Raw genomic sequence first — 15,647 nt, 5'->3', positions numbered from 1 at the left:
CACAAACAAGAATGAATGACACGGACCCCGCCTTTAAAGTCCTTATATACAAGTCAGGCAAGGAGGATTTATCATGGAAAAAAGAAAAGCATTGTTGTTAGGAGATTATTCGTATCCGGAGTTTCACCCGCTGCAAGGGGTGGACGAAGAGATTAGCCATATTTTACAAGATTGGATGACGGTACAATGCAGTGAAAATCGTAAAATGCTGCTCAAGGAAAATCTAGCCTCATTCGATCTATGCATCTCGTATTGTGATAGCCGTAAGGAGGTTCTGTCTCCTCAACAAACAGCAGGACTGCTGTCCTATGTTAGCGGCGGAGGTGGACTGCTTGTGCTGCATAACGGAATCACATTGCAAGGACGTTATGAAATAGCACAGCTCATGGGAGCACGCTTCCTGCGGCATCCGGCTGCGGGTCCACTTTCCTTCAAGGTAACGGAGCCGGATCATCCGATTATGGAAGGAATCGAACCGTTCGAAATGCAAGAGGAGCCATATCGTTTTGATTTTGATCCATTCACTGAAAAAACACTACTGATGGAATATGAACATGAGGGCCAGTGGTGGCCGGCGGCATGGTCACTGTCCTATGGATTGGGTCGGGTCGTCTACCTGATGCCTGGACATAATCAGCCAAGCTTCCAGCACGAGGGATACCGCAAGCTGCTGCTTCAGGCCGCCAAGTGGGCTGGACGCTTTCCAGGTTAAACATAGATCATTCCATTCATTGAGGAAGGGGAGCTGCGAGCTTTATGCGGCTCCCCTTTTCAGGTTATACTAGTAGGTAATCACAGGTAGGGGAGGATATATTATGAGCGATTTGTTCAAAAAAGCCATCTCATTGGGGTGGGGCCTCACCGTTGTCAGCAAAGAAAAGGTGGAGAAAGCCGTCGAGGATCTTGTAAACCGCGGAGAACTTGCGCCTTCGGAATCCAAAGCACTGGTCGATCGTCTGATCGAACGAGGGGCAGAGGAACAGGGACAATTCAAAACAGTGATACGCGAACAGGTTAGCCGCATTTTGCAGGAGCTGGAAGTACCTACCGAAAATGATGTCACAAGTTTGGAGCAGCGTGTGGCATTGTTGGAAAAACAGGTAGCGGAGCTGGAAAAAGAAAAGGCGGCGCTTACGGGTTCGAGCGACGCTGAAGAAGCGAACCGGCTGGATTAAAATGGCGGTTCGTATGAAGCACGCCGGTCGTTACCGGGAAATTGCCATGGCGCTGGCGCGTCATGGCTTTGGCTATATGGTGGAAGAAATGGGACTGTTCCAGCTACTGTCACTGCCTCGCAAGTGGCTGACGAGAGAAACTCCCGAGTCCAAAACGTTAGGTGAACGGATTCGACTTGTGCTGGAGGATCTGGGGCCTGCATTCATCAAGCTTGGACAGTTGGCAAGCACACGTGCTGACCTGCTGCCGGAGCCTATTATCCGTGAGCTGGTTAAGCTTCAGGATCAGGTACCGCCGTTTTCATCTGAAACGGCGCGTGGCATTCTGGAGCAGGAGCTGGACACGTCATTAGAGGACATACTGGTTCGTTTTGACGATGTTCCGCTGGCCGCTGCTTCGATCGGGCAAGTGCATCTGGGCAAGCTGCACAGCGGCGAAATGGTCGCCATTAAAATCCAGCGTCCTGGCGTTAATCGCATCATTCGGCGAGATTTGGACATTTTGCGGGAACTGACCGCGATGGCAGCCAAGCGCTGGGAATGGGTAGAGCGGTATCAGCTTCGCCAGATGGTAGAGGAGCTGGGGAGATCGCTCATTCAGGAGCTGGATTACAACCACGAAGCCCGTAATACAGAGAGGATTGCGCTCCAATTTGAGCAGGACCCACATATCTATATTCCGAAAATATACTGGGATCATACCTCTTCCCGTATACTGACCATGGAGTTTCTAGACGGAACTCACTTGGGTAGTCGTGAAGAGCTATTACGCCGTGGATATAACTTGAAAGAACTGGCGCAGCGGCTGGTGAACAGCATGTTGCATCAAATTTTTATAGAGGGATTTTTCCATGCCGATCCCCATCCGGGGAATTTACTCGTTCTGAAAAATGGCAGTCTCGCTTATTTGGACTTTGGCATGACGGGAAGGCTGAGCGAAGAGATGAAGAATCATCTCGCTTCCCTCATTATTGCCCTGATGCGCAAAAATACCGATGCCATGGTTCGGTCTATCGAACGTTTGGGTCTGGTCGAACCGGATACCAACCTGAATGCGCTACGTGCCGATCTGGACAAGATACGCGAAGATTACTCAGATGTTCCTTTTTCACAGGTCAGTATTGGTGATGCTTTGAATGACCTGTTTGGCGCAGCGCAGCGCCATCGGATTGGTTTGCCATCGGACGTCCTGTTGCTAGGCAAGGCGTTGCTGACACTGGAGGGGGTCGTGGAGCATCTGGACCCCGACCTCAGTATTATCGCTTTGGCTGAGCCCTTTGGTAACAGGCTGCTGAAGGAACGCTTCAGCGGTCGTCGTATCCGAGGCAAGCTGCTCGGCGGTGCGACTGAGCTGGTGGAAGCGCTGATGGAACTGCCAGGACAGGCGAGGCATTTAGCCTCGATTATCGGCAAGGGCAAGCTTAAGCTGGAGGTTACTGTGCCGGAGCTGGAAATGCTTCTGCGCAGGCTGGATCAGATCAGCAACCGCCTGTCATTCAGTATCGTGCTGTTAGCGTTCAGCATTATTATGGTCGGACTGATTATCGGTTCATCGCTGAATCATCAGGCGACCATGCTGTGGAATGTACCTGCTATTGAAATCGGCTTTGTTGTCGCTCTCTTAATGGTTGCCTTTTTACTGTATTCCATTTTTAAATCGGGAAGGTTTTAGATACCGACCAGAAAGGAGAGTTATGGATACTCATAAGATGAACACTGCCCTAATGGATGGTCTCCAAATTGCAGATGTGCCTTGGCACCGCCTGACTACTCCTTATGGTAGAGGCACGGAGTTGCCACAATTGATATCCAATGGGGAGTACGCAGCCATTGCTGATCTGATAGAGCATCAAGGCACACTGTGGCAGGTTACGCCGTGGGTGTTACTCTTCTTATTGCGTAATTTGCATACGAGAAATTCGGATGATATCACGCCGAGTGAGTTGGAACTGTACCATGCGGTTGTTGGAGCATTGGACATGGAAAATGCACAAGAGGATTCACAGAAGTCTGTTGAATCCCTAACCATGCTGCTGGACGAAAAATATCTATGGTCAGCAGACAGCGATCCAGAAGAAGATGAACTGGAATGGGAAGAGGAAGAAGCACGTGGTTATGATCCGGTAGCTTTTTGGAGTTATTATGACTATAGCTATCGATTATTGAAGCAAGCACTGCCTGACTTTGAGAGTTTACTCCAGCACCATGCAGACTCTGAGATTGCTGAAGCCCTATCGGAGCTTGTGCAGGAATTGCGAAAATTTTAAATATAAGAAAACGAATTAAACAAGCTATGAACGGAAACTAATCTTTTGCTAAGGAGTGATTTTAGTGGCAAAAAAATTAACGGATATACATCGAATACGTCTCCTAAGTCTCCTTCGTGATATTGGGTTTGAACCATCAAAAGTTACTATAGAAAATAAACAGGGGGAAACTGAGGTTATTGATTTAGAGTCCCCGTTACCAAAAGGGTTGCAAGCTGTTTTAAATTCTCGAGGCAGTCTAAGCAAGGAGCAATTACTTGAGATCGAAGAGAGTGTTAAACAATCCAGAGAGGATTGGGATTAGATGGGGTATCTATTTGATACGAATGCAGCTATTGCCCTTCATAGACTTGACTCATCTTTGGATAGAGTAATACGACAAGCTGAGAAAGATAAAGAGAATATCTTCTTTTCTGTTATAACTCAGTCCGAGTTTATAGCCGGGTTGCCTACTAATACTGACTTAGATTCGATACCTTTTCTTGGCGGGGAATTTATTGCAGTTAATTCAGAGATCGCAGTTAAAGCGGGGCGTATCAGAAGAGAACAAAAAGATAAGTTTGCAAGAAAGCTCAAGACCCCAGATGCGTTGATTCTTGCGACAGCTATTATAAACCAATTGGTACTGGTTACGGCGGATCAAGATTTACAGTTCGCGAAGTCTGAGTATGAAGTTAAGGTGATCAACTTTAGCAGGTTAGAATCTTAGAAATTGCGAAAATTTTAAATATAAGAAAACGAATAAGATAAAGATAATGAACGATATTCCAAGGGAATAGATGATTTCTTTCTGTAAACAGCCTTTTAACTCATTCGTCTCTGCGAACCCCTTACGTTATAATGATGGACTGAATGTAACGGACCGGGTCGTTTGAGAGAGACGAACTGAATGATAGGAGAGCCTTGGCGATTGGCAGCTGGACGGATGCCCGAAACCACACGGGTTGCGAGTCAACACGCTACTCTCTGTAAATATAGGAGGCTGGAACGAGACAGTATGAATCTTAGACAACAATGGTTCGGTAATATCCGGGCCGATATACTTGCGGGCATGACTGTGGCGCTAGCACTAATTCCCGAGGCGATTGCCTTCTCGATCATTGCGGGGGTCAATCCCATGGTCGGACTGTACGCCTCCATCTCGATGGCCATTGTCATCTCTTTTGCAGGTGGACGTCCGGCGATGATCTCGGCAGCAACCGGGGCCGTGGCTGTACTGGTCGTTGGTCTGGTGAAGGATCATGGCGTGGAATATCTGTTTGCAGCTACCATTTTGGCAGGAATTATTCAAGTGCTGCTGGGTGTTTTGAAAATAGGTCGCTTTATAAGCTTTATTTCACAGCCAGTCATGACCGGGTTTGTGAATGCGCTGGCGATCCTCGTCTTTATGGCTCAGCTTACTCATTTTCATGGAGCCAATTGGATCATGTACGCGATGGTAGCGGGGACGCTGCTCATTGTGTATATTTTACCGAGATTTGTGAAAAGCATCCCCGCTCCATTGACGGCAATCATCATCATGACGATCATTACGTATGTATTTGGATTGAATGTGAAAACGGTAGGAGATATCGGGACGCTAACCAGTTCGCTGCCTTCATTCCACTTGCCGCAAATTGAGTGGTCGTGGCACACGTTGCGGATCTTGCTGCCGTATTCCTTTACGATGGCGCTGGTTGGACTGCTGGAATCGCTGCTGACAGCCAGTATCCTGGATGAAATGACCGAAACGAAAAGCAATAAAAACCGGGAAGCCCGCGGGCAAGGGATTGCCAACTTTGTAAATGGCTTTTTTGGGGGTATGGGTGGTTGTGCCATGATCGGACAATCCGTCATTAATGTCAGCTCAGGCGGAAGAGGGCGCTTGTCCACTTTTACGGCTGGGGTATTCTTGGCCTTTCTGCTGCTCGTACTTGGTGGAGTTGTGAAGGAAGTACCCATGGGCGCATTGGTGGGAGTTATGTTCATGGTGTGTATTGGAACTGTGGATTGGAAATCGCTGCGAAACATCGCCAAGGTACCTAAAGCAGATACGTTGATTATGGTGGTCACGGTGATCATCGTGGTGGCTACGCATGATTTGTCCAAGGGCGTAATCGTGGGCGTACTGCTAAGTGCTCTGCATTTTGGCTGGAAAATGGCTAAAATCCGTATCAGTACGACTGAGGATCATGAAGAAAAGGTGTACCATGTCAGCGGGCCGATGTTTTTCGCCTCAACGTCTCATTTTGTTGATCATTTTGAACCTTCGGATGATCCGGACCGCGTTGTAGTGGACTTTAGCCATTCGCATGTTTGGGATCACTCGGCGGTTACTGCTATTGGCAAGGTGCTTCAAAAATACAGAAACTCAGGTAAAACTATTACCCTACAAGGGTTAAATGAGGAAAGCCGTTTAATTGTAGAGAAGCTCGGCGGTCCTGTAGTTACAGAGCCACTCGTGTGATGAATCGTATAGCATAAATCAAAGCTTGAAATGAAATTTATTCATTTCAAGCTTTTTTATTTTTTTCTGAAATAAAACAACACTTTTCTTTCCTAAACCATAGATAAATATGACAAATTTTCATCAAAGTATTGACGTAATAATTGGGCAGGAATACAATCATTGTTATTAAGCAAAGCAAGTACATAGGAATAATTGAAAATTGAAAGGTATGTACATATGAACTTAGACTGGGACTTTATTGTAGAGAGCTTGCCGCTATATGGAGAAGCCATGTGGCTGACGTTGAAGATCGCCTTTTTTGCTATTCTGTTTTCACTAGTCGTCGGTTTGCTATGCAGTATAGTACTGTATTACAAGGTGAGGGGAATTAGCAGCATCATTGTTGCCTATATTGAGCTTTCCCGAAATACGCCGCTGCTTGTACAGTTATATTTTCTGTATTACGGGTTTACCAAAATAGGTCTGCATATGAGCGAAATGACGTGTGCCATTGTGGGCATGACCTTTTTGGGCGGGGGTTATATGGCTGAGGCGTTCCGTGGTGGAATCGAAGCCGTAAGTAAAACGCAAACGGAATCCGGGCTGAGTCTCGGACTGTCCAAGATACAACTGGCGAGATATGTTATTTTGCCACAGGCTTTTACCATCAGTGTTCCGTCTCTGGGAGCAAATGCGATTTTTCTACTCAAGGAGACCTCCATTGTTGGCGCCATTGCTTTATTAGATTTGATGAATGTGGCAAAAGACCTAATCGGTATGTACTACAAAACGACAGAATCACTAATTCTGCTGGTATTGGCATATCTCGTCCTGCTTTTACCTTTGTCGATACTGCTGACTTGGGTGGAAAGGAAGGTGCGATATGCTGAATTCGGGGATTAATGTACTCTTTGAAGGTTCCAATTTCGAGCGTCTATTAGGGGGATTACTCGTTACGCTGGAGATTGCGTTACTTTCCATTATTATCGGTACTCTATTAGGCATTCTGATGGGATTGCTGCGCACCTTACAATCAAGACCGATTCGGTTTGTGCTGAGATTATATTTGGAGACATTCCGCATTATTCCGATTTTGGTGTGGTTGTATGTCGTTTATTTTGGATTTACGCCTTTGTTAAATGTGAATATCAGCGGAGAATTGACAGCAATTATCGTATTCAGCCTGTGGGGAGCAGCCGAGATTGGTGACCTTGTTCGGGGTGCATTGGAATCACTGCCCAAGCATCAGGTGGAATCCGGGCAGGCACTGGGACTGACATATGGGCAGTTATACCGCCATGTACTCATTCCCCAGGCGGTGCGCCGAATGCTTCCCGGTTCTATTAATTTGGCGACACGGATGATCAAAACCACTTCATTAGTAGTGCTGATCGGTGTAGTAGAAGTGGTCAAGGTCGGACAGCAGATTATTGAGCTTGGTGTAATCAAAGCGCCCTCGGCATCCTTTTGGGTGTATGGCTTTATTTTCATATTATATTTTCTCGTATGCTATCCGTTATCCAGACTTTCCAAAAGATTTGAACGCAGATGGCAAAATTAGCAGGATGGGGTGGGTGTCATGGGAGAGGCTGTGGAGGTTTTACTCGAAATTCGAGGGCTGCACAAAAGCTTCGAAGACCGAAAAGTATTACAACAGATTAATCTGGACGTAACGAAAGGGGAAGTCGTGGTCGTTCTCGGTCCTTCGGGATGTGGAAAAAGCACACTCCTCCGATGTCTCAATGGTCTGGAACCAGTTCAGAGCGGAGATATCCGTTATAGAGGGCAAGACCTGACGGACAAGAAAGTGAATTGGCGTGAGGTGCGTCAGCATATCGGAATGGTGTTCCAGAACTACGAGCTGTTTCCGCATATGACGGTCTTAGAAAATATATTGCTCGGCCCGCTTAAAGTTCAGCGGAGAAATAAGCAGGAGGCACTTGAGCAAGCGGAGCAGCTATTGGAGCGAGTGGGTCTGCTGGATCGCAAAGATGCGTATCCGAGACAATTATCAGGTGGGCAAAAGCAACGGATTGCGATTGTGCGCGCCCTGTGTATGAATCCGGAAATTATGCTCTTTGATGAAGTCACCGCATCCTTGGACCCGGAAATGGTCAGAGAGGTGCTGGATGTCATGCGAGAGCTGGCACAGCAGGGCATGACCATGATTATCGTGACGCATGAAATGGGATTTGCCAAGTCGGTAGGAGATCGTATCGTTTTTATGGATCAAGGACAGATATGCGAAATGACTACGCCGCAGCAATTTTTTACCCAACCGGAAACAGAGCGTGCCCAGCACTTTCTGGATATATTTCAGTACGAAACGATATGAGCATTTTGCATCAATTCCATGAGCGACTTCCAATCACAATATAGAGATCGACATGTTTCTATTGGTCTCTATATTGCACCCAGAAGCGAAAGAAACCGAATGATGCAAAATGCTGACAAACAGGGGGAGGAATACAGATGAGAAAAGGAATGAAGTTCACGACGTTATTACTGGCTTTGAGCTTGCTGCTTGTTGGTTTGGTGGGATGTGCAGGGGCTGGTAATACCAACGGTAGTTCAGGCTCGGCTAAATTTGCTTCGATTGAGGATATTAAAAAGAATGGCAAGATTCGAATCGGTGTATTTGCAGATAAGCCGCCTTTTGGCTACGTGGATTCGGAAGGGAAAAATCAAGGCTTTGACGTCTATATTGCGAAGCGGTTTGCCAAAGATCTCTTGGGTGACGAGTCCAAGGTGGAATTTGTTCTGGTGGATGCTGCCAGCCGGGTTGCCTATTTGGAATCCAACAAGGTAGATATCATCATGGCTAACTTTACGGTGACCGATGAGCGTAAAGAAAAAGTTGATTTTGCCAATCCGTATATGAAATTATCCTTTGGCATTGTGTCACCTGATAGTGCTCCAATCACCACGATTGACCAATTGAAGGGTTCGGATCAAAAGCTGATTGTCGCAAAAGGAACGACGGCTGAAACCTATTTTACGAAAAATTATCCTGACATCAAGCTGCTCAAATTCGATCAATACACAGAGATTTTCTCAGCCCTCAAAGACAAACGCGGCGTTGCCATTGCCAACGATAATACAGAGCTGATCGCCTGGGCAAAGGCCAACCCCGGCTTTACCGTAACCATCCCGGCCTTTGGTGGTCAAGATACGATTGCACCCGCAGTAGCAAAGGGAAATAAGGAGTTGTTAGACTGGATCAACAATGAGTTGGCAACGTTGGGTAAGGAAAATTTTGTCCATCAAGCCTACAAGGACACACTGACCTCCGTTTATGGAGAAGGCTTTACAGATCAACTGGTCGTAGAAGGCGGCAAAGTGGATTAATCATCATATAAGGTACTTATTAAGCATAAAGAAGCGTTGGGCTTGCTGTCCCAACGCTTCTTTAATATGGGGAAAAGAGGGCTTTAGCAACCTTTTATTTCGTCATGGAAATGCCCTCTTGGCTAATAGTAATCCTCATTCTCATATTATAGTCTCACTGTCTCTCCATTTCATCTTCGGGGATGTATTCTATAATATCAGCAAGAGTAATAGTCCTTGAAAATCTTCGTTGATGGGCAATTCTGTTCAAAGCATCAAGTATATGGACAAGTGTTTCTAATTCAAGTCTTTTGGTTTTGCCATTTACCATATCTATTACAGTAGCCGGACGTATTTTTGCTTCTACGGCTAGTTTATTTCGGGAAATATCAAGTTCTTCTAAAATATCGCCAAGTTTAAAATGATATCTCTCATGAACATTCATGATGGAAAATACTCCTTTATCAGTATAGATTCTAGTCACACGTACTCTGAAATAATGATAACAATTATGCTAAATAACAAGGGAAAAAATATCCCTGCCAGGGGCAGAGATATAAGATGCAGCGGACTATTCTGTGAATGTATCAGTGTTTCTCTGATTCATTCTCAGGTATATATTCGAGAACATCATGTAGGGTTAATGGACGACCAGAGAGCCGAATCAGTGTTTCCATCACGGTATTAAATGTTTTAAATTCGATTCGCTTGGATGTATTGTTACACATCTCATAGATGGTATTAGGTCTGATTTTTGCCTCACGAGCGAGAGCATTTTTAGTAATCCCGATTTCTCGAAGTAATTCTTCAAGTTTAAAAACAATTCCCATACATACACCTCATTATAGAAATTTAAATAGAAATAGCATTAACTATTGAAGTTTATCTTCAAAGGATATAAAATAACTACAAAGGTTAATCTTAAAAGGTTATAAAATTTACAAATCTAATCTTTAGTAAAGACCGATTTAATAGATGTGAAGGGAGCTAATCTAAATGAACAAAGGTAATTTTGAAAAAGTAAGTGTCATTCTTGGTCCCTGTGATCTTCCGCATATGTATGAGCTTTTTGAGGGCTATCTAATCAAGGACCGTTACGTCATGATGATCGACAATAGCGTGCTTACTCTTCGACATGTAAAAAAGGAAAGACATCATTCGCATCTATATGTTGATGGCGATACAGGCAGCATCACTCTTGCCAGATATGTACAACGTGAGGACATAGATGTGATTACCGAGTTAGTCGAACGGTTGCGCAACATGGATGCATTAAGTTTTCTTACAGACGAGTTGTTATGGAACACATGTCGAGAAGATATAGACTTTGATTTAGTTCGGAATAAAGAACTATGGAAAAATGGCGAACATAAATTCAGCTTCGAATTTTTGTTCTCGTCTTATTTATATAATGTAACACAGAAGCGTAAAAGGGTGAAATGAACACTGCCGTAATAAAGGTACATATTTCCCCAAATGCTTTTGCATTCTAGTAGATTTAATTATATAATCTTAAATGATAATGAGAATCATAATCATTTAAGTCTTTAGGCACAGACTCCCAATATGAGCCTAAGTGAATAGGGTGGGGTATGTACACATGGCGAGAGAAGATGTGGCAACTGCCCGAAGACAGCCCAGCTGTCCTCATAAGGTAACGCGTAGACGAGCTTTGAGAACGCTCAAAGCTGCGAAGCGCGCGAGTTAGAGGTTCCAAGTTAACTGCAAATGGCAATATCAGTGTCAAATTTTTTAGTCTCCTCGTTTTATTTTGCACTTGCTCTCCTGATGGTGGACACAGGAAGGCAGGTGCCTTTTTTTGATGCAATAAATATAGCGCCAGGCGGGTTTCGAACCGTTCTGGCGCTTTTATTTTTAGAACTGTATGAGCCAAACTCATATATTCTTTTTATATCATGTGCAATTTGCTATTGAAGTAGTTGGACGAGATTTTCCCTGCGCTTGGCAAGCCTGCTCCCGAGGCTTACTCCTGCTAAGCTACATTGATTTTCATTATAGTCGTTCAGCATTAACAGCGACATTTAGTTCCATAATAGACTCCAACGCTCAGGAAGACTGTTCCTGAACGTTGTTTTGTACTTAGGACTATGTCTCTAGCAAGGTCTTTCCTGTCTCAGAAAGGTCATATCCCTGAATGGCTCCCAGTTCCCGCCGGAAGCTGTCCGAATGAAGAATCTGCAATATAAGATCAATCCATTCCTGTCGCTCTGGTGTGCGCAGCATGACGATATCGTACTGCTCCTGAATGAGTGGAATAAACTGCACGGACCCCACAATACTGGCGGCCTTCTCGATTCCGATACCAACATCGGCTTCGCCGGAGGCGACCTTGCCTGCTACAGCCATATGATGCGTCGATTCGTCTTCATATCCGAGCAAGGCAGTGCGGTCTATGTGATGAAGACGAAGCTGCTCGTCGAGCAGGATGCGCGCGCCGGAGCCCTTCTCGCGATTCGCCAAACGCAGCCCCGGAAGCGCCAAGTCCTTCCAGCCCTGCAAACCATAAGGATTCCCTGTCTGGACATACAGCCCTGCTTGCCGGGATAACAGACGGATGACGAGGTACGAGAAGCCGTTCAGAATTTTGCGAATATAAGGCAAATTATACTCACCGCTGTCGCCGTCCCACAGATGCGTACTGACGATGTCTGCTTTGCCCTGGTACATAGAGATGAGACTGTCCAGACTACCCCCATATGAGCGGAGCGGGCGAATGGACGTCTGTTGGCTCTCAAGATGCTTGACGAGAATGTCGAGGCTGATATCCTGGCCAGTAATGACTGCTGTACTGGAGTTCTGCGTCGAACCGCCGGATAGCGAATGCGGCGGGATCATCATGGATATGGGTGTGGGTGATGGGTCGTGCTTCAGCAGTTGGCTTTTGGAGCGCTGCTTGTAAGCTTCGAGATCACTGGCATCCACCCGCATTTGCTTACCTACCCGGTACGAGGGGATCTCTCCTTTTTTGATCAGATCATAGACGGTCAGCTTGGATATCTTCAGTAGCTTGGCTATTTCCTCAGTCGTATAGGATACAGGAGAATTCATAGTAGACCTCCATTAATAACAGTATGATTGAAATGTATCAATTTCTGTGATGTATCATGCACAGTGTCTCATATATTGTACACCAAATCATCTGGCATAACAGAGGCTGGCGAAAAAGTCAGGAACATCAAGCTTCTAAACAGGCATAAGTGATACTTGCCAACTGCTCTTTGGTGGTTTACAAGGATTACCTTCATAGCTATAATGAGATATGAATTTATACTATTTATATCTAATTATAACTAAACATGATTGAACGGGGGATGGAATTTGAGAAGAATCAAGTCTACGATTGGAAGTCTAGTAGCTATATGGGCACTAGTGGTGTTAGTTGCTTGCGGTTCCCAGAGTGCTGCGCCCGCAGCTCCTGTAGAGCCGGCGGCAACAGCAGCACAAACAACAACGGAGAATACAGCAGGCACGAAGGCACCGGACCAGCAACAGGTGGAGTTGACGATCTCTGCAGCGGCAAGCCTGACGGACGCCCTGAATGAGATTAAGACCGGATATGAGCGGGAGCACCCGAATGTGAAGCTGAACTTTAACTTCGGCGCCTCCGGTGCACTTCAGCGTCAGATTGAGCAAGGAGCGCCCGCAGACGTCTTTATCTCTGCCTCTACCTCCAGCATGAAGGCGCTTGAGGGAAAAGCCCTTGTCAAGAAGAGCAGCACGTTGCTCGCGAATGATCTGGTATTAGTCGTTCCTGCTAAGGATGGAGTGGCGCTCAAGAAACTGGATGACCTGAAGGGACAAGACATCAAGACAGTCGCGATTGGCATTCCTGACAGTGTGCCTGCGGGGAAATATGCACAGGAAGCGTTAACGAATCAAAAGCTGTGGAGTGAATTGGAGCCGAAGCTGGTACAAGCCAAGGATGTGCGACAGGTGCTGCAGTACGTAGCAACAGGTAACGCGGATGCGGGCTTCGTATACAAGACGGATGCACTTTCCACGAAGGATACACGCATTGCGTTAACAGTGGACTCCAAGCTTCATTCTCCGATTACCTATCCGCTCGGTTTGGTAGCTGCCACAAGTCATGAGGAGGATGCACGTCAATTCTACGATTATTTGCAAACCGAGTCTGCGCTCCAGGTGATGGAAAAGTACGGCTTCCGTAAGGCGGAATAGTTGTTGACTGCTGTGAATTGGGCGGAATTTTGGCCTCCGGTACAGCTATCCCTGCAGGTCGCTTCTCTGTCCTGTGTGATCGTGCTGGTCCTAGGAGTACTGGCGGCCCGCTGGATAAGGCGAAGCCGCATACGTGGTAAGCTGGTGCTGGAGACCATTTTCATGCTTCCATTGGTGCTGCCTCCGACGGTAGTCGGGTTCCTGCTCCTGGTCATTCTGGGACGTCGAAGCTGGTTAGGACAATGGATCGAATGGCTGTTCAACGCGTCAGTCATCTTCTCCTGGTGGGCGGCGGTGCTGGCGTCTATCGTGGTGGCATTCCCGCTCGTCTATCAGACAATGAAGACGGCATTCGATGCGGTGGACCGTTCACTGGAGGACTCGGCCAGATCGGCAGGGGCTGGCGAATGGCAAATGTTTCGCTACATTACGCTGCCGCTGTCCTATCCTTCACTGCTGACTGCCGCGATACTGGGCTTCGCACGGTCGCTTGGCGAGTTTGGAGCGACGCTGATGATTGCCGGGAACATTCCGAATAAGACGCAGACGGTACCTACGGCGATCTATGTAGCTGTCGATGCAGGGAATCAGACGATGGCCTGGGCGTGGACGATTGCCATTGTCTTAATTTCATTTATTATGCTGCTTGTTGCGAGAAGGAAGACTTGAGCAAATGAAGCGTAATGATGTGTGTAATGCAGGCAATGAAAGCAGTAAAGGTAATATAGCCTAGAGGAAGTAAAAGAAGCAGAGGTAGTGCCTTAGACTATAAAGCTGTTTGCGCAGGACTGAATACGTATGAACCACCCCACAGGCTAGCGGAATGGATTGAAAAATCGTTGGGATCGTAATAGACTTTTTCATGGAGTCGCCCACCTTTCAGTTGGTTTGTAAGGGTACAAACCAACTGAAAGGTGGGTGACTTTCCTTTTACCATTTAGTGGTTAATCAACAGGCCTGTACATTTATTTCTTTTGTGCAAACAGCCATTCAATCATATCCTGATTTTGCAGAGCCGGTACCCAGGAGAAGTGTCCTGTAGGTTTGATAATCCCTGCTTCGTATTCAGTAAAATGAATGAGGTTTCCGTTTTGTGCTTTAATGGCAGCTACCATTTCTTGCGAGTTTTTAGGACTAACTGTGGTGTCGTCTGCAGCATGGAAGGCCCAAATCGGAACGTTTTTCAGTACTTCAACGTGTTTAGGATCGACAGGTGCATACATGTTAACGGCTTTTTCATAGTTGGTCAAACCGGCAATGGGTACACCTGCGGCGAACAAGTCAAGATTCTTTTCCAGCAACCTCCACGTGCCCATAGCTCCTTGAGAAATACCAACAATATAGATTCGGTCGGTGTCGATTGGGTATTTTAACGCTGTTTCACGTACCAAATCGGCTACAGCGCTGTTGCGTGGTTCATCCGCCCAAATGAATTTATGTTCCAAGTCAATCGGGCTTTGTGGTGCGATTACGAAGGATGGGTGTTTGGCTTGCTGCTCAGGAGAAGCCCAAGTAACAGCTCCGGCGTTTGCCAGCAAATTTACTCCGTTTCCGTCACCACGTTCGCCGTTTCCGTGCAGGAATACAACCAGAGGGTAGGTTTTGCCGGGCTCAACTTTAGGCTCAAACGTAAAGTAGTTCAGCTTGAAGCCTTCTTTATTTTCAAAGGTGTTTTTTTGGAAATCGTCTACGATCGGTGTAATTTTATCTGTTGCATTTACAGTCTGTGCAGAGGCTGGGATGACTGTTTTCTTTGAAGTCGCAATATTCTCCTTTTGACTAATAATATAATTCAACGTGTTGATGCGGTTAACTGCACTTATTGCATCGTAAGTAAGGGTACTTGCATTTTTATCTTGCGTATCCAGCTCAATCACAACATATTTACCATGAGTGCTGCGGTTGGTGATGGCTCCAGTATCATTGGTATATACATCGGTCACGGTTCTGTCTGTATATACATCATTGAGTACAGATTGAACCTGAAAGCTAGACGTGGATAAGGATGCCCCGTCAATATTGGTGCTGTATTTCAGTACAACAGCAGAAACGACTTCACCCAAAGGCTGTACCTGTGTAAGCAGGGTAGCCTGTGGCGCTGGGACATCTGTTGCTGCTGCGGCAGAGCTGGAGGATGGGAAAAAGATCGTTAGCAGGAACACGAAAGATAATAAAACAAGGGCAAAACGTCTTCTTTGCATGAGATTAATCTCCTTTGGTGCCATTTTTTAAAGCGCTTACTACATGTTC

19 protein-coding genes are annotated in these 15,647 nt (G+C 46.1%); 15 read left to right on the top strand and 4 right to left on the bottom strand.

Annotation, left to right across the window (positions count from 1 at the left end; translation table 11 throughout):
• Positions 1 to 73: 73 nt before the first annotated feature.
• From MKY16_RS23165 to MKY16_RS23115, 11 genes are all read left to right on the top strand, one after another.
• A complete protein-coding gene (locus MKY16_RS23165; protein WP_250240673.1) occupies positions 74 to 712 on the top strand; it encodes a ThuA domain-containing protein in 639 nt (212 codons plus the stop codon).
• 103 nt (positions 713 to 815) lie between these two features.
• On the top strand, positions 816 to 1,175 hold the full coding sequence (locus MKY16_RS23160; RefSeq protein WP_013312404.1) for a phasin family protein: 360 nt from the start codon (positions 816 to 818) through the stop codon (positions 1,173 to 1,175).
• Between the two features lies 1 nt (position 1,176).
• Positions 1,177 to 2,847, top strand: coding sequence for an ABC1 kinase family protein (locus MKY16_RS23155; RefSeq protein ID WP_340957186.1), 1,671 nt, complete (start codon positions 1,177 to 1,179; stop codon positions 2,845 to 2,847).
• A gap of 22 nt (positions 2,848 to 2,869) precedes the next feature.
• Positions 2,870 to 3,442 (top strand): hypothetical protein, encoded by a 573-nt coding sequence (locus MKY16_RS23150; protein ID WP_165146052.1) that lies wholly within the window; start codon positions 2,870 to 2,872, stop codon positions 3,440 to 3,442.
• Positions 3,443 to 3,506: 64 nt separating this feature from the next.
• Positions 3,507 to 3,746 carry a hypothetical protein gene (locus tag MKY16_RS23145; RefSeq protein WP_016822811.1) on the top strand — a complete coding sequence of 80 codons (240 nt, stop codon included), beginning with the start codon at positions 3,507 to 3,509 and terminating at the stop codon, positions 3,744 to 3,746.
• Complete coding sequence (locus MKY16_RS23140; RefSeq protein ID WP_340957183.1) at positions 3,747 to 4,151, top strand: PIN domain-containing protein; 405 nt, start codon at positions 3,747 to 3,749, stop codon at positions 4,149 to 4,151. It begins immediately after the preceding gene.
• Between the two features lie 288 nt (positions 4,152 to 4,439).
• The gene (locus MKY16_RS23135; RefSeq protein ID WP_340957180.1) at positions 4,440 to 5,888 is read left to right on the top strand and encodes a SulP family inorganic anion transporter; all 1,449 of its coding nucleotides are present in this window, start codon (positions 4,440 to 4,442) and stop codon (positions 5,886 to 5,888) included.
• 219 nt (positions 5,889 to 6,107) lie between these two features.
• Complete coding sequence (locus tag MKY16_RS23130; protein ID WP_340957179.1) at positions 6,108 to 6,773, top strand: amino acid ABC transporter permease; 666 nt, start codon at positions 6,108 to 6,110, stop codon at positions 6,771 to 6,773.
• Entirely contained in the window at positions 6,754 to 7,431 is a 678-nt protein-coding gene (locus MKY16_RS23125; protein ID WP_029518575.1) for an amino acid ABC transporter permease, read from the top strand. Before MKY16_RS23130 ends, MKY16_RS23125 begins: the two co-directional genes overlap by 20 nt.
• Before the next feature lie 18 nt (positions 7,432 to 7,449).
• Positions 7,450 to 8,205 (top strand): amino acid ABC transporter ATP-binding protein, encoded by a 756-nt coding sequence (locus MKY16_RS23120; protein ID WP_029518574.1) that lies wholly within the window; start codon positions 7,450 to 7,452, stop codon positions 8,203 to 8,205.
• Between the two features lie 137 nt (positions 8,206 to 8,342).
• Positions 8,343 to 9,218: a cysteine ABC transporter substrate-binding protein gene (locus MKY16_RS23115; RefSeq protein WP_029518573.1), complete on the top strand. Its 876-nt coding sequence runs from the start codon at positions 8,343 to 8,345 to the stop codon at positions 9,216 to 9,218.
• Positions 9,219 to 9,372: 154 nt separating this feature from the next.
• Here the strand turns inward: MKY16_RS23115 and MKY16_RS23110 are convergent, their stop codons facing one another.
• Positions 9,373 to 9,642 carry a helix-turn-helix domain-containing protein gene (locus MKY16_RS23110; protein WP_039271640.1) on the bottom strand — a complete coding sequence of 90 codons (270 nt, stop codon included), beginning with the start codon at positions 9,640 to 9,642 and terminating at the stop codon, positions 9,373 to 9,375.
• A 142-nt stretch (positions 9,643 to 9,784) separates the two neighbouring features.
• Positions 9,785 to 10,027 (bottom strand): helix-turn-helix domain-containing protein, encoded by a 243-nt coding sequence (locus tag MKY16_RS23105; protein WP_029518571.1) that lies wholly within the window; start codon positions 10,025 to 10,027, stop codon positions 9,785 to 9,787.
• A gap of 166 nt (positions 10,028 to 10,193) precedes the next feature.
• On the opposite strand from MKY16_RS23105, the gene MKY16_RS23100 reads away from it, so the two are divergent.
• Both MKY16_RS23100 and MKY16_RS23095 read left to right on the top strand, forming a co-directional pair.
• Entirely contained in the window at positions 10,194 to 10,640 is a 447-nt protein-coding gene (locus MKY16_RS23100) for a hypothetical protein (RefSeq protein WP_340957177.1), read from the top strand.
• Between the two features lie 157 nt (positions 10,641 to 10,797).
• Positions 10,798 to 10,905: a putative metal homeostasis protein gene (locus MKY16_RS23095; protein WP_161627035.1), complete on the top strand. Its 108-nt coding sequence runs from the start codon at positions 10,798 to 10,800 to the stop codon at positions 10,903 to 10,905.
• A 398-nt stretch (positions 10,906 to 11,303) separates the two neighbouring features.
• On the opposite strand, the gene MKY16_RS23090 is transcribed toward MKY16_RS23095, so the two are convergent.
• Entirely contained in the window at positions 11,304 to 12,266 is a 963-nt protein-coding gene (locus MKY16_RS23090; RefSeq protein ID WP_340933505.1) for a helix-turn-helix transcriptional regulator, read from the bottom strand.
• Positions 12,267 to 12,536: 270 nt separating this feature from the next.
• Here MKY16_RS23090 and modA point away from each other — a divergent pair, with 270 nt between their 5' ends.
• Both modA and modB read left to right on the top strand, forming a co-directional pair.
• Positions 12,537 to 13,397, top strand: coding sequence for a molybdate ABC transporter substrate-binding protein (modA, locus tag MKY16_RS23085; protein WP_340957175.1), 861 nt, complete (start codon positions 12,537 to 12,539; stop codon positions 13,395 to 13,397).
• A 3-nt stretch (positions 13,398 to 13,400) separates the two neighbouring features.
• The gene (modB, locus tag MKY16_RS23080) at positions 13,401 to 14,066 is read left to right on the top strand and encodes a molybdate ABC transporter permease subunit (RefSeq protein ID WP_340957173.1); all 666 of its coding nucleotides are present in this window, start codon (positions 13,401 to 13,403) and stop codon (positions 14,064 to 14,066) included.
• Between the two features lie 296 nt (positions 14,067 to 14,362).
• Here modB and MKY16_RS23075 read toward each other — a convergent pair whose 3' ends face one another.
• Positions 14,363 to 15,598 (bottom strand): PHB depolymerase family esterase, encoded by a 1,236-nt coding sequence (locus tag MKY16_RS23075; RefSeq protein WP_340957172.1) that lies wholly within the window; start codon positions 15,596 to 15,598, stop codon positions 14,363 to 14,365.
• Between the last annotated feature and the right edge of the window lie 49 nt (positions 15,599 to 15,647).

Source organism: Paenibacillus sp. FSL L8-0641 (assembly GCF_038006265.1).
Taxonomy (GTDB): Bacteria; Bacillota; Bacilli; order Paenibacillales; family Paenibacillaceae; genus Paenibacillus; species Paenibacillus polymyxa_D.
This window is presented reverse-complemented; position numbering and strand designations above follow the sequence as displayed.